The organism is Candidatus Poribacteria bacterium (assembly GCA_026702755.1).
Classification (GTDB): domain Bacteria; phylum Poribacteria; class WGA-4E; order WGA-4E; family WGA-3G; genus WGA-3G.
This window is the reverse complement of sequence record JAPPBX010000037.1, coordinates 1-22,752: the sequence shown is the minus strand read 5'-3', so window position 1 is coordinate 22,752 and position 22,752 is coordinate 1. Positions and strand designations below refer to the sequence as shown.

At 48.1% G+C, this 22,752-nt stretch carries 20 protein-coding genes; 8 read left to right on the top strand and 12 right to left on the bottom strand.

The features are described from left to right. Positions 1-70: 70 nt before the first annotated feature. From OXH39_07190 to tgt, 8 genes are all read left to right on the top strand, one after another. Positions 71-298: a hypothetical protein gene (locus OXH39_07190; protein ID MCY3550229.1), complete on the top strand. Its 228-nt coding sequence runs from the start codon at positions 71-73 to the stop codon at positions 296-298. Positions 299-453: 155 nt separating this feature from the next. Beyond that, positions 454-1,212, top strand: a complete 759-nt coding sequence (locus tag OXH39_07185) for a site-specific DNA-methyltransferase (protein ID MCY3550228.1) — start codon at positions 454-456, stop codon at positions 1,210-1,212. A gap of 152 nt (positions 1,213-1,364) precedes the next feature. Beyond that, complete coding sequence (locus tag OXH39_07180) at positions 1,365-2,219, top strand: hypothetical protein (protein ID MCY3550227.1); 855 nt, start codon at positions 1,365-1,367, stop codon at positions 2,217-2,219. Positions 2,220-2,318: 99 nt separating this feature from the next. Then, positions 2,319-3,230 (top strand): WD40 repeat domain-containing protein, encoded by a 912-nt coding sequence (locus tag OXH39_07175; GenBank protein MCY3550226.1) that lies wholly within the window; start codon positions 2,319-2,321, stop codon positions 3,228-3,230. 262 nt (positions 3,231-3,492) lie between these two features. Continuing rightward, positions 3,493-5,967 carry a DUF1549 and DUF1553 domain-containing protein gene (locus tag OXH39_07170; protein ID MCY3550225.1) on the top strand — a complete coding sequence of 825 codons (2,475 nt, stop codon included), beginning with the start codon at positions 3,493-3,495 and terminating at the stop codon, positions 5,965-5,967. 126 nt (positions 5,968-6,093) lie between these two features. Continuing rightward, positions 6,094-7,539 (top strand): DUF1501 domain-containing protein, encoded by a 1,446-nt coding sequence (locus OXH39_07165; protein ID MCY3550224.1) that lies wholly within the window; start codon positions 6,094-6,096, stop codon positions 7,537-7,539. Between the two features lie 158 nt (positions 7,540-7,697). Further along, positions 7,698-10,241 (top strand): PPC domain-containing protein, encoded by a 2,544-nt coding sequence (locus tag OXH39_07160; GenBank protein MCY3550223.1) that lies wholly within the window; start codon positions 7,698-7,700, stop codon positions 10,239-10,241. Positions 10,242-10,396: 155 nt separating this feature from the next. Further along, positions 10,397-11,539, top strand: coding sequence for a tRNA guanosine(34) transglycosylase Tgt (gene tgt, locus OXH39_07155; protein ID MCY3550222.1), 1,143 nt, complete (start codon positions 10,397-10,399; stop codon positions 11,537-11,539). A 1-nt stretch (position 11,540) separates the two neighbouring features. Here tgt and OXH39_07150 read toward each other — a convergent pair whose 3' ends face one another. The 12 genes from OXH39_07150 to OXH39_07095 all read right to left on the bottom strand — a co-directional run bounded on the left by OXH39_07150 (position 11,541) and on the right by OXH39_07095 (position 22,688). After that, on the bottom strand, positions 11,541-12,491 hold the full coding sequence (locus tag OXH39_07150; GenBank protein MCY3550221.1) for an ABC transporter ATP-binding protein: 951 nt from the start codon (positions 12,489-12,491) through the stop codon (positions 11,541-11,543). A gap of 91 nt (positions 12,492-12,582) precedes the next feature. After that, positions 12,583-13,530, bottom strand: coding sequence for a sugar kinase (locus OXH39_07145; GenBank protein ID MCY3550220.1), 948 nt, complete (start codon positions 13,528-13,530; stop codon positions 12,583-12,585). A gap of 154 nt (positions 13,531-13,684) precedes the next feature. After that, the gene (locus OXH39_07140; GenBank protein ID MCY3550219.1) at positions 13,685-15,604 is read right to left on the bottom strand and encodes a hypothetical protein; all 1,920 of its coding nucleotides are present in this window, start codon (positions 15,602-15,604) and stop codon (positions 13,685-13,687) included. Positions 15,605-15,643: 39 nt separating this feature from the next. Continuing rightward, entirely contained in the window at positions 15,644-16,492 is an 849-nt protein-coding gene (locus tag OXH39_07135; GenBank protein MCY3550218.1) for a GHMP kinase, read from the bottom strand. Between the two features lie 130 nt (positions 16,493-16,622). Continuing rightward, positions 16,623-17,204 carry a Uma2 family endonuclease gene (locus OXH39_07130; protein MCY3550217.1) on the bottom strand — a complete coding sequence of 194 codons (582 nt, stop codon included), beginning with the start codon at positions 17,202-17,204 and terminating at the stop codon, positions 16,623-16,625. Between the two features lie 263 nt (positions 17,205-17,467). Next, the gene (locus OXH39_07125; protein MCY3550216.1) at positions 17,468-18,871 is read right to left on the bottom strand and encodes a sulfatase-like hydrolase/transferase; all 1,404 of its coding nucleotides are present in this window, start codon (positions 18,869-18,871) and stop codon (positions 17,468-17,470) included. A 51-nt stretch (positions 18,872-18,922) separates the two neighbouring features. Then, complete coding sequence (locus OXH39_07120) at positions 18,923-19,327, bottom strand: DUF4276 family protein (GenBank protein ID MCY3550215.1); 405 nt, start codon at positions 19,325-19,327, stop codon at positions 18,923-18,925. Positions 19,328-19,365: 38 nt separating this feature from the next. Further along, on the bottom strand, positions 19,366-19,545 hold the full coding sequence (locus OXH39_07115) for a hypothetical protein (GenBank protein MCY3550214.1): 180 nt from the start codon (positions 19,543-19,545) through the stop codon (positions 19,366-19,368). Beyond that, a complete protein-coding gene (locus OXH39_07110) occupies positions 19,545-20,792 on the bottom strand; it encodes an AAA family ATPase (protein ID MCY3550213.1) in 1,248 nt (415 codons plus the stop codon). Before OXH39_07110 ends, OXH39_07115 begins: the two co-directional genes overlap by 1 nt. A gap of 18 nt (positions 20,793-20,810) precedes the next feature. Continuing rightward, entirely contained in the window at positions 20,811-21,662 is an 852-nt protein-coding gene (locus OXH39_07105; protein ID MCY3550212.1) for a phytanoyl-CoA dioxygenase family protein, read from the bottom strand. Positions 21,663-21,709: 47 nt separating this feature from the next. Beyond that, positions 21,710-22,468 (bottom strand): glucose 1-dehydrogenase, encoded by a 759-nt coding sequence (locus tag OXH39_07100; GenBank protein ID MCY3550211.1) that lies wholly within the window; start codon positions 22,466-22,468, stop codon positions 21,710-21,712. 19 nt (positions 22,469-22,487) lie between these two features. Continuing rightward, the gene (locus OXH39_07095; GenBank protein ID MCY3550210.1) at positions 22,488-22,688 is read right to left on the bottom strand and encodes a hypothetical protein; all 201 of its coding nucleotides are present in this window, start codon (positions 22,686-22,688) and stop codon (positions 22,488-22,490) included. Positions 22,689-22,752: the final 64 nt, after the last annotated feature.

The window sequence follows — 22,752 nt, the reverse complement described above, 5'->3', positions numbered from 1 at the left end:
CCTTCATAATTGCGATTTCTAACAAAACCTAAACTGGGTACCCTAACTTTCTGTAAAAGGTCAAATTAACATGGCACAAATCGATAAACTCAAGGAAGAAATTGGTTGGCTAAAAGTGGTTTTCGCCATTTTGATTGCTACGGATATTTCCCTTGTTGCTTGGGTGATTCAGAACTATGGAAAAGCAAGTCGGGGTCTTTTAGTAACTGGAGCAATTGCAGCAATTCTGATTACATTTATAATTATTTGGCTCAATAATGTAGCATATCGAAAAATTGATAAATTGGAGGAATTATGATGGAATGGGTTGCAATTTTGACGCTTGTAGTGTTCCTCACGGGGCTCGGAATAGTCGCTGGGAAAGCGATACACCATGCCAACAAAGATTAAATCTGCCCGTGGAGTTGAGATAACGAAATTATGCTTGCACACAACACCATTCATTGCGGCGACATGTTTACTCTGATCAAAGAGGTAGAGGATGCCTCAGTGGATTTGATTGTGTGTGATGGACCGTACGGCGTAACGGAAGAACCGTGGGACGAGATTTCCTCAATTCAGGAATTTAATCTCGAACTTATCGAAAGTTTCGCCCCGAAGTTGAAGGATGGCGGTGCACTCTATCTTTTTGGGAAACCCGACTGCATCGACTTTATAGACTATCGGCAGTTTCTGAACCTACGTTCAAAAATCGTGTGGTATCAACCGAGCAGACTTGCACAAGGACGGATCAATTACACTAATAATTACGATATCATCTGTTATTTTATCAAGGGCAAAAAGCCACAGTGCTATAACTTAGATCCTATCAGAGTCAAACAACTCGTTGAATTAGAGCATCGGCATCGGTGTGAAAACGTGCCGTCCGTAACGAACGGTAAATTTGGTAAAACGAAATACAATCCGAAAGGAAAGAATCCGGGTGATGTCTGGGGAGATATAAAACAACTCACCTACAAGTCCAAAGAGTTGGTAAGCAGAAAGGCACTCAATACAATCCAAAAACCGGAGCGGTTGATTGAACGGATCGTATTGGCAAGTTCATCACCAGGGGACCTTGTTTTGGATCCCTTTGTCGGAGTAGGCACTTGTCCTGTGGTGTGTAAACGACATCAGCGGAATTTCATTGGGTTTGAAATTGAACCGAGTTTCGTGAAAATGGGTAACGAACGACTTCGCAACTGCCATGACAGCACGGACTTAACCTCGTAAAGGTAAGTTTAGCGGATTCTGTGGTGAAATTTTGACAAAAACGTTATTCCGTGATATTATTTAGTGAAAGAGAAGTCTAATATTGAGTTATTGAACCGAACCCTTGAATAAGCGTTTATGCGCTATCCTGCTTAAAAGCATAAGGAGCGACTATGGAACGGACTTTTAAATGGCAAGATTTGGCTAATAAGTTTCGCCAAATCGTATTTTGTTTGACATTTCTTCTCTTTTTTGGTATAACTATTGGTAATGCTGCAGTAGAAGTCGGGTTCATCTATCTCGGAGACAAAGGCGACTTTACTGAACCCGCATTGGAGTTTGCTGAAAAGACGTTCAAAACCACACAACTCGCAAAGGCAGATTTGAAGAGTGCCACATTCAAGCAGTTTGGTGTTGTCTGGTGGCATGATGGCGATGCTGATCCGGGCGGATTGTCCAACGCAGAAATTGATGCGTTCATAAACTACGCTGAAAGTGGCGGCGCAGTGCTCTTAACAGGCGCGGCTATCCGCTATGCTACACCGTTGGGATTAGAAGACGCACAACCCCGAAAATTTGGACCCGTTCCAGACGATGGAAGCAATGTTGGTATTATTGTCCTCAAGGAGACATTGGAACTTGGGTTGGTAGATGGGCTCGAAAATGTTGATGGGAAGACCCCTAAAGTTGATGATTGGATTCAGGTCAATTCAAGTGGATATCCAGTAAGTGGTGACTATTTCGATAAAATTTGGAAGAATTTTACGACGCTTGCGCATGCTTGGGAGCAGGGTACCGATTACAAAGATAGGATTGCAGCTTTCGGTTATTGGGAAGCTGGGAACGGTAAAATCTTCAACATGAATTGGCGGCTCCCGAATTTTCATAAAAACAACAAGAGTATTGATCAGATAGAGAAATTGACCGAAAACGTCATCAACTGGTTAGCAAGTGAATCGGAATTTGCGGATGTTTCCCCGAGTGGTAAGTTGCCGATAGTTTGGGGGCACTTGAAAAATCAGAAGTAGAGCGTGATGAATCCCTGCGAACCTGACAGCTCTGACTTTATAGCAACTAAGTTTCGATTTTAACAAGTTACAGAAAAAAGGATATTTTCATTAGCAATCATGAACGATCAGAAAGATACACAATCGGGTTTGCCAACAGGGGCGAGAGCACGTCTTGACCAGGGCAATTTAACTGGAGATATAGCATTCTCATCGGATGGCACGCAACTTGCTGTTGCATGTGACATTGGCGTTTGGGTCTACGATGTAGACAGTGGGATGGGACTGAACCTTCTCGTTGAGCACAGGGAATACGTCAGATGTGTCGCCTATTCGCCTGATGGTAGTGCGATTGCCAGTGGAAGTATAGACAATACAGTTGTCCTATGGGACGCGATCGGTGGATCTCCCACAGCGACGCTTACAGGACATACGGACGCTGTTAGGAGTGTCGCCTATTCCACAGATGGGGCGACCGTCGCCAGTGGAAGCACTGATGGTACAGTGCGGTTGTGGGATGCCAGCACAGGAGAGGCAAAAGATACACTCAAAGGGCGCGCGGACTCCATCCGATGTGTTAGATATTCTCCTGATGGGCGAACGCTTGCCGCGGGAACCGGAGATGATGATATAGTATTGTGGGATGCCGCTACTGGAAAGCACAGAGCTACACTCAAAGGACATACGCATATCGTCGATTCAATTGCGTATTCGCCTGATGGAGAGATCCTCGCGAGTGGAAGTATTGATGGCACGGTTCGGTTGTGGAGTACAGATGAAAGAAGTTTAATAATGACACTCACAGGGCATTCAGGTTATGTCTGGAGCGTCGCTTGCTCACCTGACGGTAAAACCATCGCAAGCGGTGGAAATGACAACACCATCCGCTTCTGGGATGTTGAGACGGGAGAGCCTAAAGAGACACTCACAGGGCATACAAGCAGTGTCAGGAGTGTCGCGTATGCGGCGAATGGAAGTATTCTCGCCAGCGGAAGCGATGACCATACTGTGCTGCTCTGGGATCTTACCTAAGCCATTTGAAGAAAGAAATCGTCCTATATTTTGATACGATGATACTTGAGCAAGTACGCGAGAGAAGGTAAATAGATATAGCGGACAGAAAAAGAGATGGCTAAGTGTCCGCAAAGTCAATTACGAGATGTATACCAAGCGAATTAAGCAGAAACCCGTTTTTCCACAACGGAAAAAAACGGAGCGAAAACCCAATAGTTAAAAAAGGAGGACGGCATTTCCTCCGTCAACTACGGTCGGAGGTTTCACGCCGAATTTTTTGATGAAACCCAGGTTTAACGTTGTAACAACACTCCTTGTTGCATTCTCCATCTGTTTCGCGTTCCACCTGACAGCATCAAGTGAGATGGAGCAGTCTGCGAGTGCTGAAGTTCCGATGGTGCAAGCACTGAAGGTTCATCCAGAGTCGCTGACATTGGAGCACGCGCGTGACGGTCGACGGGTGCTCGTGTCAGGTAAGACAAGAGATGGTGCATGGGTAGATGTAACGCCGTGGGCTGTGCTGACACCCAATACCGCGGGTGTAAAGGTGCATGAAGATGGTTATATCTTCCCGGTAACAGTTGGCACAACAAAAATTGCGGTGAGTGTCAAAGGTGTAAACACCGAACTGCCTGTAACTGTCAAAAGTATTGAGGCACCACCTGTCAGCTTCGTCCGAGATGTAATGCCTATCCTGAGCCACGCTGGATGTAACAATGGCACGTGTCACGGTGCAGCAAAAGGCAAAAATGGGTTCAAACTTTCACTCCGCGGCTATGATCCTGATTTTGATTATGAACTCTTGATTGAGGATATAGCTGGACGGCGTTTCAATCGAGCGTTCCCTGAACAGAGCCTAATGTTGCTAAAGCCGACGTCAGAGGTACCGCATAAAGGTGGACAAGTGATTGTCCCAGGAAATCGAGACTATGAAATCATTCGTCAATGGATAGCGGAAGGTGCTATTCCCGACGTTGAGACCACTAAGCGAGTGGAAAGATTAGAGGTTTTGCCCGATTCTGCTGAACTCGCGATACCTGGTACGAAGCAGCAGCTTATAGTTATTGCTCACTATCCCGATGGAACAACACGGGATGTCACCCGTGAGGCGAAATTCACGAGTAGTGTCAATGAAGTGGCAAAAGTGACAGACGAGGGTGTGGTGACGGCAGAACGCCGTGGCGAAACCGCCATTCTCACCCGTTATGAAGGTGCCTATAGTACAAACGGCATCATTGTTATGGGCGATAGAAGTGGCTACAAGTGGGTTAAAACACCTGAATACAACTACATCGATACGCACGTCCACAATAAACTGAAGCGGATGAAGATTCTGCCTTCTGAACTCTGTACAGATGAAGAGTTTGTGCGGCGTATCTACTTCGATTTAACAGGTATTCCACCAACCCCGGCACAGGTTCGGAGTTTTCTTGCCGACAAAACCGCATCGAAGACAAAACGGGAGCAGCTTATTGATACTCTCGTTGAGACAACGGAGTTTGTCGATCACTGGACCCATAAGTGGGGCGACCTGTTGCAGTCTAACCGTAAGTTTCTCGGCGAGCGCGGGATATGGCTCTTCCAACAGTGGATTCATCAATCCATCACCCAGAATCGTCCATACAACGAGTTTGTACAGGATTTGCTTACGGCGACCGGAAGCACCTATACAAATCCGGCAGCGAACTATTTCCGTGTCTCCCGTGAGTATACGGCTGCAGTGGAAAATACAACGCAGCTTTTCTTAGGTGTCCGCTTCTCGTGCAATAAATGTCACGATCATCCGTTTGAAAAATGGACGCAGAACCAGTACTACGAACTTGGTGCCTTTTTCGCGGATGTCAAGGTCAAGCCGGGGCAGCTACCTGGTGATGAGGTTGTCTATGCCAATTACACCGCAGAGCCTGTGAAACACCCACGAACCTTAGCGGTTGTTGAACCCTCAGTCCCCTTCGGAGAAATTGCATCCGAAACTGAGGATAAACGTGAGATGCTGGCAGCTTGGCTCACCTCTGAAGACAATCCGATGTTTGCACGTGCAGGCGTGAACCGTATCTGGAGTTACTTTATGGGACGCGGGATTATCGAACCTGTAGACGATATCCGGACGAGTAATCCACCCACTAACCCTGAATTACTTGATGCGTTGACAAAGGATTTCGTAGACAGTGGATTTGACATGAAGCATGTCATGAAGACAATCACCCGTTCCCGAACCTATCAGCAGAGCATCAAAACGAACAAGTGGAACAAGGCTGATAAAATTAACTTTTCACATGCGGTAGCCAGACGCTTGACGGCGGAGCAGCTGTTAGATGCTATCGGAATTGCAACGGGGAGCCGACCACGATTTGAGGAGGTCCCGAAAGACTTCCGAGCCGTGCAATTGCCGGACAGTAAGATTAAAGATGATGGATTTTTGAAACTGTTTGGTAGACCTGAACGCGAAACTTCGTGTGAATGTGAACGTACTACCGAGGTCAGCCTTGCACATGCAATGAATCTCATTAATGGACCGACGGTTGCAGAGGCACTCATCGATCCAGAAGGACGTATCGCGCAACTCATTAAAACGAATCAAGATGACCGGGTTCTCGTTGAAGAACTATATCTCGCAACGTTTTCTCGGTTACCGGAGAAGAACGAATATGCAGTAGCGATTGAACATCTCGCGAATGCGGAGTCTAAAGAAGAGGGCGCACAAGACTTGTTGTGGGCGTTAATCAACAGTCCTGCTTTCTTATTCAATCGCTAAATAGTTGTCAGTTATCAGTTGTCAGTTGTCAGTTACGGGTTTGGGCAGGAAAGCGTTCGTAACTGCCACACGTGCTACTGACTGCCGACTGCTGATTGCTGAAAGCCACAACGGAGGAAACAATAGATGTTATCGTTACCACAACTACCCGGACGTTTATGTGACGGGTTCTCACGTCGTGAATTTCTACGTGTTGGTGGTGCGGCGATGCTCGGCATTAGTCTGCCACAGGTATTGTCACTCCAAGCCAACGCGAATACAACGGTTGATCCCGCGAAGCCGCTTAACGGATGGGGGAAAGCCAACTCGGTCATCCTTCTTTTTTTGCAAGGCGGTCCTAGCCACCTTGACATTTGGGATCCGAAACCGGAAGCACCCTCAAACATTCGTGGTGAATTTAATCCAATCCCGACTAACGTGCCGGGGATTCAGTTGTCTGAGACAATGCCGCGTTTGGCACAACAGATGGATAAAGCTTGCCTTATCCGTTCCGTAAGTTACACGCCAGCGGGACTTTTCAACCACACCGCTGCGATGTACCAAATGGTAACCGGTGAAACACCTGACAAGGTCGCGCCTTCGGGACAGCTTGACCCGCCGTCACCAGCCGACCATCCGAATGCTGCATCGCATATCGCAAATTACCGTCCACCCGATGAACCGATGCTCGCGGCAGTGCAACTCCCGCGTCCGATGCAGGAAAGCAATATCATCGGTAAAGGTGGAAACGCAGGCTTCCTTGGTAGGGCGTACGATCCTTATTTCCTCTTCCAAGACCCGAATCAGGAGATTAATCTCGACGATTTGAGTTTGCGTCCAGAAGTACCACCGGTGCGTCTAAAACGGCGTAAAAATCTCCTTGAAACAATCAACGCTGGAATGCCCGAAATTGATAAGGTGGCAGACTCTTATGCCTTGAACGAGTATTATGAAAAGGCATATAATCTCATCCTATCGCAACGGGCACGCAACGCATTCGATTTGTCTCAAGAACCGGATGAGATGAGAGATAAGTACGGTAGACACACGTTTGGGCAGAGTGCGCTACTTGCTCGCCGTTTGGTGGAAGCAGGTACCCGTTTCGTACAGGTGAACTGGCCCTCTGTTGCGAACGGTGATCCGAATACCACAGCGTGGGATACACACGCAACCAACTTCGGTCCGCTGAAGAACCTTCACTGTCCGAAGTTAGACAGCGCGGTCTCCTCACTGCTGGAAGACTTGGATCAGCGTGGTATGTTAGAGGACACGCTTGTCTTGGCGATCGGTGAATTCGGACGCTCGCCGCGGATGGGCATTAGCACTTCCGGTAACAGCAACGCGCCTGATGGACGCGACCACTGGCCCTATTGCTATACAGGTTTGATTGCTGGAGCAGGTGTCCAAGGTGGACAGGTTTACGGGAAGTCCGATGCAACAGGCTCAACGCCGCTTGAGAATCCCGTACACCCGCGCGACATCCTCGCAACAGTCTATCATACACTCGGTATCGACCCGCACACTATCGTCTACAACCATTTGGATCAGCCACGCGAATTGGTGAAGGGCGAACCGATTGCTGGGATATTCTAAACAGTTTTACAGTGGTGTCACTGATATAGCGTAATCAACACCGATTTTAGTTAAGCCTGCTCAATAGTAAAGCACAGGGATTCGGTCCACTGGATCGAATTGACAAATGTTTGCTTATGAGCAGGCTTTTCACTACCAAAGACATAAGGTGATCGACAATGCCTAACATGTTATTTCGGCAGAAGAGATGGGTTAATTCGTCGTTTTCTCATCTCTTAACAAAATGGTGCTTTCTCGTCATAGCGATCTTTTTCCTAACGATGAGTTTCGCATATGCACAGGTACAACCTGCCCTGACAGCCGTATTTCCACAGGGCGGTCAACAAGGACAAGATGTGGAAGTCACACTCAAAGGCACAAATCTCGGAACGGCAACAGCGGTGTGGTTCAGCGGGAGTGGTATCACCGGAGAAATTAAGGAGAAAACCGGACAGGCTGCTGTCCTCTTCAACGGGGCAGGTATTTCTGGACGTATTCCTACTGACGCGCAGTTGGTCGCATCGTTGACGATTGCCCCTGATGCTCAATTAGGTATCCAGCAGATACGCATCGTTACTCCGTATGGTGTTTCCAACGCAAGGAGTTTCGTCGTCGGAAATCTGCGAGAAGTCATGGAGGAGGAAGCAGAGGAATCGGGGTCGGAAATGGAAACCGACTGGCTTGCACTGCCAGTTACCGTGAACGGCACAATCGCGTCGATTGACGATAAAGATAGTTTCACCTTTGAACTGAAAAAAGATGCACGGCTTATCTGTGAGGTGACAGCGCAGCGAATAGGTTCACTACTGGATTCCTACCTTGTCCTCCAAGATGCTAACGGGGCTGAAGTCGCCAACAGCGGGCTTGGCAATGGATTCGATTCCGTTCTGGATTACACAGCACTTGAAACAGGGAAGTACACACTTCACATTCGCGATATCCGTTACAAAGGTGGAAATGGGTATGACTATCGATTGAGCATCGGCGAGCTGCCATATCTTGAGACGATTTTCCCGCTCGGTGGACGACGCGGCACCGAGAATACAATCACCGTCACTGGTGCGAACCTTGAAACAGTAACATCTATACAGGTTTCAATAGAGGCGGAAACACCAACAGGCGAACAATCCCTACGGGTACAGACACCCTCTGGATTGGCAACCAATCCCCGTCCTTTCACTATCGGAAAGTGGGCGGAAATGACAGAAACTGAACCGAACAATACAGCAGACAAAGCAAACGCTGTGACGGCCCCAATAACGCTCAACGGGAAAATTGACAAATCCGACGATGTGGATCGGTTTTCATTTGAGATTGTGGAACCTCAGTTCCTCGTTTTCGAGGTAGAGGCACGTAAACTATCGTCAAACCTTGATGCGCTGCTCACGCTCTACGGTCCTAAAAAGTCGATGGAAGAAGAAGCCGCGAAAGAAATGGTGTCGAACGGTGAGAAAGAGCAGGTCTTGATGGTGAACGACGATGCCAGCAGTGCCGATGCACGCATTAACTGGAATTTTGTGGAAGCTGGAAAGTATACTATCGCCATCCGGGATCTGAACAATCAAGGTGGTGAGGCTTATCCCTACCGCTTAAACATCCGTCCGTTAGAGCCAAGCTGCCAACTCAGTGTAGTTGCCTTTGACAATAGGAACCGTCCGTCCGCTATGGATAACCCGCGCGTCAGCAGAGGTGGTAGTGTCACAATGCAGGTTAACGTTGTCCGTCTTGACCAGTTCAATGGTCCAATTCGCCTGCTTTGTCCAGATCTTCCGAAAACGTTTGATGTAAGTTCTACTATTATTGGAGTGGGTCAAAACCAGGCACTGCTCACAGTGACGGCTCCGTGGGACGCGCCACTTGGACTGATGCCACTTTCCATCGTCGGTGTTTGTGCGGTTGGCAATCGCCAGATAGAACGTGTCGCCAACCCCTCTCCAATCCTACTCACTGTGATGGATGCACCGGAGTTCACACTGAAGCTTGCAGAAATCGGATTAAGTGCTGTGCACAACAAAACGGTTGACCTTCATGTGACAGCTGACCGACATGGCGACTTCGTTGGTCCCATTGCGCTCTCGGTATCGGGACTTCCAAATCGTGTTTCCGCTGCCGGTGTCACTATTGCTGAAGGCGAAACGGCTGCGACGATTACGGTTAAAGCGGGGACCTTCGAGCGCAGGGAGCAGTTTTCTGTCCTGCCGATACCTGGCACAAATTATATTTCAGTGAATGGAACGGCGACTGTCAGTGGTGAGACAGTGAAACAATCGACCCCTGCTATTCCGTTGACTATTGTTGAGGCACCTTTCATTGTAACGGTAGAACCACTGCGCTTCAGCATTGTCTTCCCGGCAACCTCAAAAGGTGATACAGCCACGCTATCGGATAGTGGTACCGTAGCGATCGCAGCAAATCCGACGGCAGATACTGAGGCTACAGAAAACGAGGCCCCTCTTACAAAGGAAGCGATGTTGACGTTAACGATCGTCCGACAGGGCGGCTTCACGGATGAAATCACGCTGACGCCGCTTGATGTACCGGAAGGGTTCACCACGGAAGCAGCTACCATCCCGGCAAACGAGACCGAGGTCAAAGTCCCGCTACAGGCACTCAGTTCTTTAACGGCGGAGACCTACCAGTTTAAATTTCGCGGTTCTGCGACGATTAACGGTAAACCGTTTGAACAGGATAGTCCTGTTCTTCAGGTAAAAATTATTCATTAGTTATCAGTCATCAGTTTTAACCATCAACTCGTGCTTTAGCAAAAGTATCTGTAGACGAGTTGATGGTTAAAGTTAAGAGGTTTTCGTTTAACAAAGGTTCCCTCTTGTAACCGATAACTGATGACTATTCTTCCCATTTTTCCACGCGCATTGTCATGTCCGAGTCCCCCTATACCCTTATTCATCAAGATAGGAACAGTGCAGCCAGAGTCGGCAAGGTCCAGACGGCGCACGGCACTGTAAATACGCCGATATTTATGCCTGTCGGCACACGCGGGACGGTGAAAGCATGTACACCCGAAACACTGTCCGAGCAAATTCGGGCAGAAATTATCCTCGCGAATACGTATCATCTCTACCTACGTCCGGGGCACGAGATCGTCCAAGAGACAGGTGGATTGCATTCGTTTATGGGATGGCACCGCCCCATTCTTACGGATAGCGGTGGGTTTCAGGTATTTAGCCTCGGTCCGCTGCGTACGATCACAGAGGAAGGGGTGGCGTTTCGTTCTACGATAGATGGGACTGAACACTTTATTAGTCCAGAACGTTCAATCGAAATCCAAAATGCCCTCGGGGCAGACGTTATCATGGCGTTTGACGAGTGTCCTGCCTTACCGAATGAATATACGTATCTTAAGAATTCAATGGAGATGACGTTGCGGTGGGCGGCACGATGTAAAGAGGCACATCGGCATCCAGATCAACTGCTTTTTGGCATTGTGCAAGGCGGTATGGAACGGGACCTACGTCAAGCAAGCGTAGATGCCACAGTATCCATCGGGTTTCCGGGGTATGCCATTGGTGGCTTGAGTGTCGGTGAAGAAAAGGATTTGATGTATGAAACGCTCGCTTATGTCGCGCCGCTCTTACCAGAAGATAAACCACGCTACCTGATGGGTGTCGGCACGCCCGAAGATTTGGTCTATGGGGTGCGCTGTGGGATTGACATGTTTGATTGTGTGATGCCGACCCGGAATGCACGCAACGGTTCTCTGTTTACGACAGCGGGCATCATCCGCATCCGCAACTCGAAATACAAACGTGATTTTGCTCCGTTGGATGCGGAATGCACCTGTTATACCTGCAGGAACTTTACACGGGCATATCTCCGACATCTGCATATTGAGAACGAGATTCTCGGTTCACAACTACACACGCTGCACAACCTGCATTTTTATGTCAGTCTGATGCGCGGGATCCGGCGTGCCATTTGTGATGGAAATTTCGCAGCATTAGCGGACAGTGGCCCCGATATTAGTGCCTTGGTGAAATTGGGTCAGCCCGAAGATGAGTAGACTACCCCACTAAGTATTTAAACACAGAAGAGAGATTGTCGTCGGGGGAATAGAGTTGGGAGACATTCAACTCGTTTTCGATGAGAAGTTCGGGGAGTCGAGCATAGAAAGCATCAGGCTTGTCGGTTTCGATAATAATATCGCCTGATTCTTCTGCTTCTGATTCTTCCACAAGGTCCCCATTGTTGACAAAGGTAACACTCAGAATGTCCGCAAAAGGGAGACAAACTTGCGCTAAACGGCGCGGTTCATCTGTACTCAAATAGACTTTGTGTGGATGTTCATCAATCAGTTCTCGGATGTCGGAGATAGTCCCCTCCGCGAGGATTCGCCCTTGATGGATAAGTAGAATTGTCTCTGTTAATGCCTCAATCTCGTAGAGGATATGGCTGGAAACGATGATGCTGATGCCTTTGTCAGCAAGTCCCTTCAAGAGTGAGAGGACATACCTTCTTCCATTCGGGTCTAATCCGGTGAGCGGTTCGTCTAAGAAAAGAAGTTCTGGCTCATGCACTAATGCTTGTGCGAGTTTAATCCGCTGACGCATTCCTTTGCTATAGGAGGCGATGGGTCGATCTTTTGCTGGGAGCATATCCACCGTTTCGAGGACTTGTAGGCTCCGAGATTCCACTTCTGTTTCGTCGTATCCACTCAATGTCGCGAAAAACGTGATAAACTCATGACCGCTCATGAATTGGTACGCCAACTCTATGTCCGGACAGTAACCGACCTGCCTCGTCAGTTCGGGGTTGTTCCATACCATTTGATTTAGCACTTTGACTTCGCCTTGGTTAGGTTTAAGTTGACCGGTCATGAGTTTGATTAGAGTCGTTTTGCCTGCCCCATTTGGACCCAACAAACCTGTGATTCCAGGGTGAATTGTAAGGGATATGTCATTCACTCCCATGACTTCGCCGTACCATTTGGATAGATTTTCTGTTTGAACGATCATTTAATTAATGTTCCTTTTTTAGTTATCAGTTATCAGTTATCTGTTGTCTGTTGTCGGTTAAAAGAGGATTTTAGTTAGACGAAGCACCTCTTTAACTGATAACCGGTAACCGATGACTGGCAACTATTTTCAAGGTCTCTTCAAGATTTTGGATGCCGGCGGTTGTACCGATAGCAGTGACACAAGCCGCGCCCGTTGCCGATGCCAATTCTGCTGTCGCCTTTAGGTCCCAGTCCATGATAGTCCCTGCGAGAAAACCAGCGACGTAAGCGTCCCCTGCTCCCGTCGCGTCAACCGCATTCACAGGATATGCTGGTGCTAAGTATTCAGCCTCTGGTGTGGAGGCGTAACTGCCGTTTTCGCCCATTTTAATGACGACGGTGTGGATACCGTAGTTATTCCGCAAAAATTGGGTGATTTCTCGGTGTTCAGATAGACCCGTGAGATGTTGTGCTTCGACGATACTTGGCATGAACATGTCTACGTAAGGCAAGCACGGTTCGAGTGTATCCATCCACTTTCCGGTGGCATCATACGCTGTGTCAAGTGAGGTCGTTATCCCCAGTGCTTTTGCCTCTCGGAGGACGTTCGCCATCGGTGCTCCATCAAAGCGTGGCATGACAAGCGCACCGGCGATGTGCAGAATCTTGGCGCGCTTGATGATTTCCCAATTGAGGTCAACCTCACAGAGTTCACCGTTTGCGCCGATGTAATGGTAGAAGGTTCGTTCCCCATCGGAGGCAACCGCGACGAATGTAAATGAAGTGCTGCTGTTTGCGTCCTGTTGCATACCCGCTGTGTTTACATCGTTATCTGCGAGCGTTTGCAAAATCAGGTCACCGAAAGCATCACCACCAACTTTACCCATTGCGCCAGCAGAGATACCCAAGCGCGCGAGCGCAATCGCCGTGTTGTTGGCACAACCACCGGTATGGATTTCGAGTTCCTCGAAGAGTGCTAATTTCCCTTTTTCAGGAAACTGATCTATCGGTCGTCCTAACACATCAACGACGTAAATGCCGAGTGATAGTACATCCATTTTCTAATTATTCCTTGCGGTTAAGACACGTGGTTTCGGACTTAACATTCTGTGCCTTAAATCTGAGAAAATACCCAAGCAAATCCTTCTACTTCGTTTCAAACTATATGCTTTGAACCAATATCCTAAAAATAGTTGACGGCTTCTTTGGCTTTCAAGGTCCAGCACCAGGTCGGAAGATTACTAAAGTTTCATCGTTTGTGCTAACGTTTCCATCTGCTACTATATCGTTAAAACCTTGAGGAGTCCATCCAATAAGGTAGGGTGGCAAGTTTGAATCTGCATTTGCTGCTAAATCCAAATATCGTAAAACATACTCCTGCCGTAGAATTTGCGCGAACCGTTCCCGCGGACCAGTCAGTTCTTCATCAGGTGGCATTTTTGGTGTCACTTGCAGCCGAAGGGCTTCTGTTGAAGATTCAGGAACCGACTTGGCATTGAGTGGGACGTTTCCTAAATAAGTCATCTTTTTACCTGTAACATACCACGCGTTTTCAAGGATGCGCGGCAGTTTTTGAGCGTCCAAAAATGTTTCTTCCACATAGGTCGTAGGTTGCCACGACTCCACGGATAGGTCTTGTAGTTGAGAGCCTGAATCTTGAACAAATGTCCCAATCTTTTGAGAGAGCTGGTTCCCGGTGTTTCCGACCTCTTGCTGACGAACAAAGGTTCTCTTGGCAAAGTTAAAAGATGTTTCGGTACGCCTTGCGGCTCTGAGAGAAACATAACTCTGTAAGTGTGCGCGCTGTCGTTCAGGGTAAACTGATAGAATTGATAACCGATCTGCCGTTATGTTATTAGGAAAGATATGTCCTCCTACTCCAATCGTACTCACTGAAATCAAAACGAAAAGACACCCGCCTATCCAGTAGGTGCGTGGCTTTTGCTTCGATTTGCTAAAATAAAATACAAACCCCCCAAAACTCAGCAGACATACTGGTAAGACTATAGAGAGTAGTTTAATGAGCGGCACCTGTGTCGGCATTTTCGACAGAAATTCTTTATAAATCTTTTCCTCGTGTCGAAGCGCAAGTGCATATTGATCTGCGAGGTGCTTTGGTGATTTACCGGATCTGCTCAGTAATCCGTGCCAAAACATCTCACCTATCTGTTGTTCCGAAAATGGAGGGGCGTTGTAATCAAACGCGAGGCAGAGAATCTGCCCGTCTCCGAAGTTCCGTTTCGCGACGTAGAGCTGCTCCGCTGTGCCGATTAGCATTTCACATCCGACTTTTGGAGCAAACCGGATACGTTCAAACGGGTTTTCGTTGTTACTGGATGACTGAAAACCGAGTTGTTCTTGCAAAACAGCCGGGAGCGTATTGATTTTCTCTACACCCTTCAATTCGACAGGGAGGTAGGGTTCTATAAAGCTACCCCGCAGATAGTTAAAATTACTGCCACCGGAGATAATAAGCGTGCCACCGCGTTGGACCCAATCAAGCATCGCTGTTTGTTGTGTTTTAGCGATGCGCCGTTCTGTCAAGCGGATTCCACGGATAACGAGCACATCAACGGCACTGTAGCCTATCCATGTGTTCGACAGTGATGTCAAATTCGGAAGGTACTTGACATGAACCTTCGCACCATCGGAACCCTTTAACTGTTTTTTGTCAATAAATCGTTTTAGTTTGTCACCGCTCGGTGCCAATACCAACACGAAATAGTCTTTACGCGCGAGGGGTGTTGGTAATAATATATCCTGTATTGTTTCTGATGGTGTGTCGTCTAATGCGGTGCCTCCTGAAGATGTTGTAGGTACAACTTGAATAGTGAGTTGGGTTGCATTTCTCGGACAGTAAACATAGAGATTTTTCCGTTTCGGTTCGGTGCCAATGAGCCTCAGTGGAGTCATGTAACGCTCAATGGGCGTGTCTGAAGAAAAGTTTCGCACTTCCACAGCTAAATCGCCACTAAATACGGCGCGTTCATCCTGATTCCGCATAGTAATAGTTAAGGGCACATAAGTTCCTATCTTGTAAACGTCTCCGAACCCGAACCTCACATCCTCAATCTCTACCGCGCCAAAAGCAACAGACACCGAAAAAAATGAAAGGAAAATTACAGTTTTCATCTCCGCTGACTCCATCCTAAGAACAGTATTGCAATGGACTTACGGGATAAGACGTGCTGGGTTATGAACGAGTTTTGTCTCGACAGCGTCTTCAAAAGGATGTGTGCTAAAAACGCCGTTCCCTAACATAATCATCGACGCAACGCCTCCCTCTGCCTCAATCTGTGCGATTGTGTCTATCACCTGTACATCACTGAGTAAGCCACTCTCGACTGAAAACCTTTTTGAGACCGTGAAGCAGGCATTAAAGAGTTCGGGGCTTGATTTGGCACTTGTGAGCGTTTGCAAAACATTCAAGGCAACATCGGCGGCACGATTGATGCGAGTTGTCTGTTCTCTGTTTCCAAGCACTTCACTTGTCTGGATCGGTCCGAAGTAGCGGTAATAGATGGGTTGTTCTGCGATCGGTAGCCTATCGGCAACTAACGGTGCACCCTCCTTCAACTTGACGAGACAACCACCGTGGTATTGCGAACAGACATCACCCAACCCAGTGCGGTTTTCAACCTCTGCGACGTGCGCTATCATCGCGAGTTCTTCAGTATCTTTGTGCTTCTGAAGCAGGTCGTTGAGCGCATAAGCAGTTGCGAGTGCTGCGGCACCGCTGAGTCCAAAACCACAGCCGAGGGGCAGTGGAGAGGTAATATCTACTTGGATGCCTGCGATACCATTTTTTTGGGTTAATCTGCTGACAACAGCGCGTACCGTCGGAAAATTGATGCGCTGTCCATTGAATAGTACTTCCGTCTCGTGATGCTCGGCGACGGTGACCTCTACACCTTCTTTAACAGTGAAACCCATACCGAGCGAGTGCATACGGGCAGCATCGGCGTGCGGAATAACCTTGAAAACACACGAAATGTTGCCGGGGGCAAAAGCTCTCGCCATTTCGTTCCTTTCAACAATAACCATCGGAAGGCTGTAAAAAGCTTGCAAGTTGCATAACGTCTGCTACTTCAGTTAAGTTTTAGGGTCCTAAAGTTAGAAATAGGGCTTACAAAGCGCGTCTACGGTGGGATCAGCGCGTATCTGTAAATTTGACGCGTCTATAGATGTGTCCCAAGGGCAGTTCGCAGCGAATTGAATCCAGTGGTAGAATGTCCGTAAGCTCCTGAAATTCGATTGCTTTCCACTGCGTTTCTAAACGAAAATGGCGTTCAACGTTTACCCTGTCTTGCGAAACAAGGATATATTCCCGCAAGGACGCGATCTGTTTATAAGCCTCGAATTTCTCCCCCTTGTCATAAGCTGCAGTTGAGCGGGAAAGCACCTCTACAACAACGGTTGGGTTGAGGAGCGTGTCAAACATATCATCTTCAAAACGGGGTTCATCACAGACGACAGCGACATCCGGATAGAAGTAAGATGTTATTGGTTTCGCCTTCACGCGCATCTCGCTAGTGTAGGTCTCACAATCCCGATTCACCAGTTGGTTGTAAAGTCCATTAAATATGTTTCCTGTGATGAGATTATGTGCGCGACTTGCACCGGACATCGCGAGTATCTGTCCGCTGAGATATTCATTTTTGAAGGGTGCTTTGCGTTCCCAAGCGAGGTATTCCTCAGGTGTCAGTTGGGTTTGCACAGCAATAGCCGTCATGATTTCCTCCACAACAAGGGCACGAACATATTGTGCTTATAGGACTAAAATACTTGAAGCTTCTAAAAATAAAAATAGTAAATACACGCCGTATGTAGTTCACAAAATCAGAAGCGAAGCTTACTTTTTTTCTTGTCACTTCAGTTGTTACCATATAGCATACATCAATTTTGTGCTTATGTCAAAGAATTTAAAGGTGCCCTTTTAGCAGGTTACACACTAACGAAAACATTGTGTGAAAAGATGTGGTAGTGGTGCAGACGCTACACATTCTGTCGAGGTGGTGCATACCTCGGATGGAAGGCACCTTCACCACATTGTCCTTCCTCAATTTTTGCTGCTTGCCCGCCACCTGTAACGGAGCATCTCGCACCATCTAATTCCGGTAGGACGTATCTTTGAAACCATGCCCCCATCTGTTGACGCATGTCATCTATGCGAGCGTTCTGAGATTTGTCATCTATCAAGTTTTTCCGTTCCCCCGGATCGTTCACGAGATCGTATAACTCATGTGGACCGTAGGGATATCTATGGACGTATTTCCACTCTTGTGTGCGGATCATACGGACGGGACCGTATTCGTCGAAGACGACGATTTCCTCTTTCGCGTCGTTTGTCTCTCCAGAGAGCGCGGAGACAAAACTTCTGCCGGGTGACATGTCGTCGTTTGGATCGGGTAAGCCGAGATAATCGAGAAGTGTTGGCATGAAATCGTATTGGCTGACCATCGCCTCGCTGACGCGTCCCTCTGGGATACTTCCGGGTTGGCTGACAATGAACGGGACTTTGACCGAGTTTTCGTACATGTTCAGTGGGAATGTACCGTTTCCTTTATGCCAGAATCCGTGATGTCCACACGAATATCCGTTATCACTACTGAAGACAACAAGCGTGTTTTCACGGATACCCAACTGCGTGAGTCGTTCCAGAATTCGTCCGACATTTAAATCAAGTGCTGTTATCGCTGCGAAATAACCTTTTAGCGATTCACGATTGCCCATGTGAACAGCTGCGCCCTGCACCGCCCACGGATGTAACGCTTCTTGTGGACAGGTCTTGAATGGGCAGTCGTCATAAGAGTCAACGATGTCTTGGGGATGTCCTGTAAACGGTGTATGCGGTGCGTTATAGTTGACGCTGAGATAGAATGGACCCTCTTGATTCGCCGAGATAAAGTTCAACGCATCATCGGTGATGACATCGGTAAGATAGCCGGGCTGCATTTCTACCTGTCCATCTCGGATCATATCCGCATCGTTATACTGACTTCCACCTGTGAGTAGAGTGAACCAGTGACTGAATCCGTGTTGTGGTGTTAAGCTATCGCCGAGATGCCATTTGCCGCTCAATCCGACGGTATAATTATTATCGGCTAAAACGTCCGTATAGCAGGTCAATCCGTCAAGGTATCGGGCGGGATCTGGCGGCATGTTTCCGTCGCGGATCCAGTCGTGTACACCGTGCGCTGAGGGAATGCGTCCGGTCATCAGACTTGCACGTGCTGGCGAGCAGACGGGACTTGTGCAGAAGAAATTGGGAAAGCGGGTACCTTCTGAAGCCAACTGATCGAGGTAGGGCGTCCGCACTTCCTCATTGCCGCAGCACCCTGCAGCCCATGGGCCTTGGTCGTCTGTCAAAACAAAGATGACATTGGGTCTGTTTTCCATATTGAGTCCTCCGTCTTACCAATAGAATGGATGGTAGATTATATTTCGTTCTTATATTTGTTCATTGGTTAAACTGCTTGTTTTTCGTAATTCATGAAGAAGGCGAACGATGTCGCGGTAGCATTTGTCGAATGAATCTGCGCGGCGTGCTTGCTCAAGGTCGAAACTATCTGCAAGGGCAGGCTGGTCACGCTTTTCATGATAGTTCCTGCCACTCTCCATTCGATTGCTTAACCATCCCTTTGCGTCCCGGATTGCCTCTGGTTCTTCTGGAGAGTCAATATCATTTCTTAACCCTCTCCGCCCACGGATGGATTCGGCTGCTGCAAGAAACCATGCTTCAAACTCATATTTCGCCAACACGACAGCAATCGGTAAATTGCCATGAGTTTGTAACGCTCGCTCAAGGAGCGCAGGCCCTAGTTCCGCTGGACAGTCATCATCACTGTCAAGGATAATAAATATAGCTCCTTGCCCGCCAATTCTCCGAGCTGCTAAGTCAACTTCTTGTCAAGTTTATCTGGTTGAACAATTTGATTCCTATGAACACGGATAGGGCACGGCGTGTTGATCGCCAATTCTGGATAAAGCTCGGCTGCGATGCGTCGAATCAAAAGTGGTACAGCTGCGACATCGCCTTGCCCCTCAACAATGCAACCGATTTTGACTGTCATTAGTGCTCTTCTTTATTCTTCGTTCGGTTAGAATTCCTTTTCCCAAAATTAAACAAAGGGAGTTGTGGCGCCTTTTTAGCAGAAACGACAGATGCCGGATCAGGTTGCAATTGATCCATACGTAGGAGTTCCCCTGTTGTAAACAATTTATCGTGCACAACAGACCTTCCAATTTCATCAACAGGAGCAATTACCGTATTCCCATCATCTGCTTCTACAACCAGAACTGACCCTATATCCAGACTCTTTTCATCAAGCAAATCTGGACTGTGAGTAATGATGATAACTTGTGCCTTGTGGGCAGCGTGGCGAAATTCATCAAGTAACGCCCCGACCATTGCGGGGTGCATCGCGATTTCTGGTTCTTCAATTCCGACGAGTGACACGCGCTTTTGAGTGCCGTGATTTCCCTGAAACAGAGCCACCAGAATCCCTAACAAGCGGAGTGTACCATCAGACATATTGTTTGCCAAAAATCGCCAAGGATGTTTGTCGCCTACTACATTCTGCCTGAACGCTAACGTCTCCTTGCCCCCAAATTTTTCAATTTCTACGCCTTGAATACCCGGAACAATTATTGTTAGGTACTCCTCAATGTCTTGCTTCACAGTGGGTGATAACTGTTTGAAAACACTTGTAAGGTTACGCCCATCACGAAGAAGGACATCTCCAAGGTCCGGGTCTTGGAGATCTCGGATTTTATCGGGATTGAGATTGTAAAATCCCATCCGAGAAAATGCGTCATAGACAGGCCGAAATTCGGGCAGCCCGGAAGCGTTCACCAAATAGAGGCGATCTATTGCAGCCGCTGGTGCGACTTCCATACTTGTGTCGGTTACAGTGCCACTCTCAACACGGAAGTATTCTTCTGACGTGAGGCACAACTTATTTTCAATACGACACTCTTCAACCTGAACCTCGTAGCCTCCGGGTGAACGCGTCCTAATTTGAAAAGCATAGTGGCCCGTAAAACTTTCTGGTAGAGTGAATTCAAGGCGAATGCTGAAATGGTTTGGAGGTCCACGTGACCGGCGGCGGACACCGTCAATTCCACCACGATCTCGTATCGCGTGGTCCAACGATGTATTCAACGCATCAGCAACAAATCGCAGTGCATCAAGAAAGTTGCTCTTACCAGCACCGTTGCGACCTACAAGGAACGTCAAGGGTTGCAGCTGCACATCACACGCAGCGATGCTCTTATAGTTTTTCAGAATAACTCTTGTGATAAACGTTGAATCTTTCATTTCAGTATTCAAACCTCGTTATGCCACCGGGAATCCATCCCCAACGAGGGGGTCGCCATCCGCAACCTTGATGGTTGAAACGAGAATATGACTCGGTGCTTGCGCGTTGTTATAGCAGACATCCTGTGCCATGAAAATCATGACAAATGCTCTACGTTGATGGTCGGTAACATTTGGTGGTGTACCGTGCCAGTTGAGGCAGTGATGAAACATACACTCGCCTGCTTTCAATTCTACTGGGATACCGTGACTGATGTCCAAATCCCGTCTTCCTGTCCACGGGTTTGGAGGAGGTTCGCGTCCTTCTTCGTTCGCTTTTGCGGATTCCGCATTGAATGCTGCTCTTGCAGCAACCGAGAACCGTTCATCTTTATGACTCTTCGGCATAACGTGCATGCAACCGCTGTCCACCGTGGCATCGTCCAAAGCGAGCCAGCAGCTCACAATGTTCGGCGGGCTGAGGGGCCAAAAGAAGAAATCGTGATGAAATCCGAAATGCCCGTTGTCGTGGGGTGGTTTGGAAATCACTTGATCGTGCCAGAGACGGACTTCAGGCGTATCAAGCAGCGCACGCGCCGTTCCAGCGATAAGCGGATGGTGAATCGCTGCCTCGTAATGCGGTTCCCGCTTCCACATGTTCACGTATTGATGAATCGCACGTGGGTGACCGCTGCCCCGATTGAGTTTGTCTTCACGCCGGTCGTGTCCATACTTGAATTCCGGTGAAGAGTCGTCACCTTCGCTGAGTTCCAGTTCAATGACAGCATCCAACCCTGCACGCATGGCTTCAACGCCATCGCTGTCTAAGACCCTACCGAATTTGAGATAGCCATTTTCCTGAAAAAAGTCGATCTGTTCTTGTGTTACCATTGTGTTCTCCGTATGTTAATTTGTTGGATACTTCCTTCTGTATGTTGTCAAATCGGAAACTGATGGTTACCAGCAGTCAAGCCGCCATCAATAACGAAAACTGCGCCCGTTGCAAAACTGGCTTCATCGGACGCGAGGAAGAGTGCTGCGTTCGCAATGTCAATAGGTTGTCCGATCCGTCCTAACGGATACCATGGCGTGATTTCATCCAAAATTTGCGGGTTGCGTTCAATCATCGGTTCCCAGACTTCGGTTTGGATTGTGCCGGGACAGATACAATTGATACGGATGTTATCTTTACCGTGTGCGACTGCCATGGAGCGGGTCAATGCGATAACGCCACCTTTCGCAGCAGAGTACGCATGGATCGCCTGTAAACCGATGAGTCCATTGACAGAGGCGATATTGACGATGCTCCCGCCGCCAGCCTCCTGCATTATAGGGATAACGGCATTAGAACAGTGGCTGGTGCCTTGGAGCGCGACCGCTAAGTTCGCCTCCCAATTGTTGTTCAGTACGTCGGCTGTGGAGCAGATGGCGTTGTTTACTAAGATATCAACAGTGCCGTAAGTGTCAAGGGTCTCAGCGATAAGTCTTTGAGCATCCGCAGCATTGGAGACATCGGCGTTGACGAAAAGTGCCTCGCCGCCTGCATCGGTGATTGCAGCGACGGTCTCGGTGCCGATAGCATCGTCCACATCATCAACGACGACTTTCGCCCCTTCTTCAGCGAACCGAAGGGCGATGGCTCTGCCGATACCGCGCCCTGCTCCTGTGACAATGGCTGTTTTGTTATCCAACCGCATGAGGCGATACTCCATCTGTTTATTGGATAGTCTGGATCAACTGGATATTGCGACGGAGCAGTTCATTAACGAGTTCTCCAACGTCCTTTCCTTTAGTATCCGCGAGATGATGCATAAACTCATCAACATCTTTTTCCAGATAGATAGGAAGTTGGAAAACGGCATCTTTCCTATAGAACTTACCGCGTTCTCCTTTTGAAAAATCATATTCTGCTTTCATTGGTTAAATTCCTCATATTGTTTAGTTTCGGCTCGAGTCGCTTTACGAGCAGAAATGATACGGA

Coding starts and splice junctions, on each gene's coding strand:
- OXH39_07150 (MCY3550221.1), bottom strand. CDS start 12,491: ATGATCGTTCAAACAGAAAATCTATCCAAATGGTACGGCGAAGTCATG.
- OXH39_07175 (MCY3550226.1), top strand. CDS start 2,319: ATGAACGATCAGAAAGATACACAATCGGGTTTGCCAACAGGGGCGAGA.
- OXH39_07190 (MCY3550229.1), top strand. CDS start 71: ATGGCACAAATCGATAAACTCAAGGAAGAAATTGGTTGGCTAAAAGTG.
- OXH39_07095 (MCY3550210.1), bottom strand. CDS start 22,688: ATGAAAGCAGAATATGATTTTTCAAAAGGAGAACGCGGTAAGTTCTAT.
- OXH39_07170 (MCY3550225.1), top strand. CDS start 3,493: ATGAAACCCAGGTTTAACGTTGTAACAACACTCCTTGTTGCATTCTCC.
- OXH39_07140 (MCY3550219.1), bottom strand. CDS start 15,604: ATGAAAACTGTAATTTTCCTTTCATTTTTTTCGGTGTCTGTTGCTTTT.
- OXH39_07135 (MCY3550218.1), bottom strand. CDS start 16,492: ATGGCGAGAGCTTTTGCCCCCGGCAACATTTCGTGTGTTTTCAAGGTT.
- OXH39_07185 (MCY3550228.1), top strand. CDS start 454: ATGTTTACTCTGATCAAAGAGGTAGAGGATGCCTCAGTGGATTTGATT.
- OXH39_07160 (MCY3550223.1), top strand. CDS start 7,698: ATGCCTAACATGTTATTTCGGCAGAAGAGATGGGTTAATTCGTCGTTT.
- OXH39_07165 (MCY3550224.1), top strand. CDS start 6,094: ATGTTATCGTTACCACAACTACCCGGACGTTTATGTGACGGGTTCTCA.
- OXH39_07180 (MCY3550227.1), top strand. CDS start 1,365: ATGGAACGGACTTTTAAATGGCAAGATTTGGCTAATAAGTTTCGCCAA.
- OXH39_07110 (MCY3550213.1), bottom strand. CDS start 20,792: ATGAAAGATTCAACGTTTATCACAAGAGTTATTCTGAAAAACTATAAG.
- OXH39_07105 (MCY3550212.1), bottom strand. CDS start 21,662: ATGGTAACACAAGAACAGATCGACTTTTTTCAGGAAAATGGCTATCTC.
- OXH39_07130 (MCY3550217.1), bottom strand. CDS start 17,204: ATGACGGCTATTGCTGTGCAAACCCAACTGACACCTGAGGAATACCTC.
- OXH39_07100 (MCY3550211.1), bottom strand. CDS start 22,468: ATGCGGTTGGATAACAAAACAGCCATTGTCACAGGAGCAGGGCGCGGT.
- tgt (MCY3550222.1), top strand. CDS start 10,397: ATGTCCGAGTCCCCCTATACCCTTATTCATCAAGATAGGAACAGTGCA.
- OXH39_07125 (MCY3550216.1), bottom strand. CDS start 18,871: ATGGAAAACAGACCCAATGTCATCTTTGTTTTGACAGACGACCAAGGC.
- OXH39_07145 (MCY3550220.1), bottom strand. CDS start 13,530: ATGGATGTACTATCACTCGGCATTTACGTCGTTGATGTGTTAGGACGA.
- OXH39_07115 (MCY3550214.1), bottom strand. CDS start 19,545: ATGACAGTCAAAATCGGTTGCATTGTTGAGGGGCAAGGCGATGTCGCA.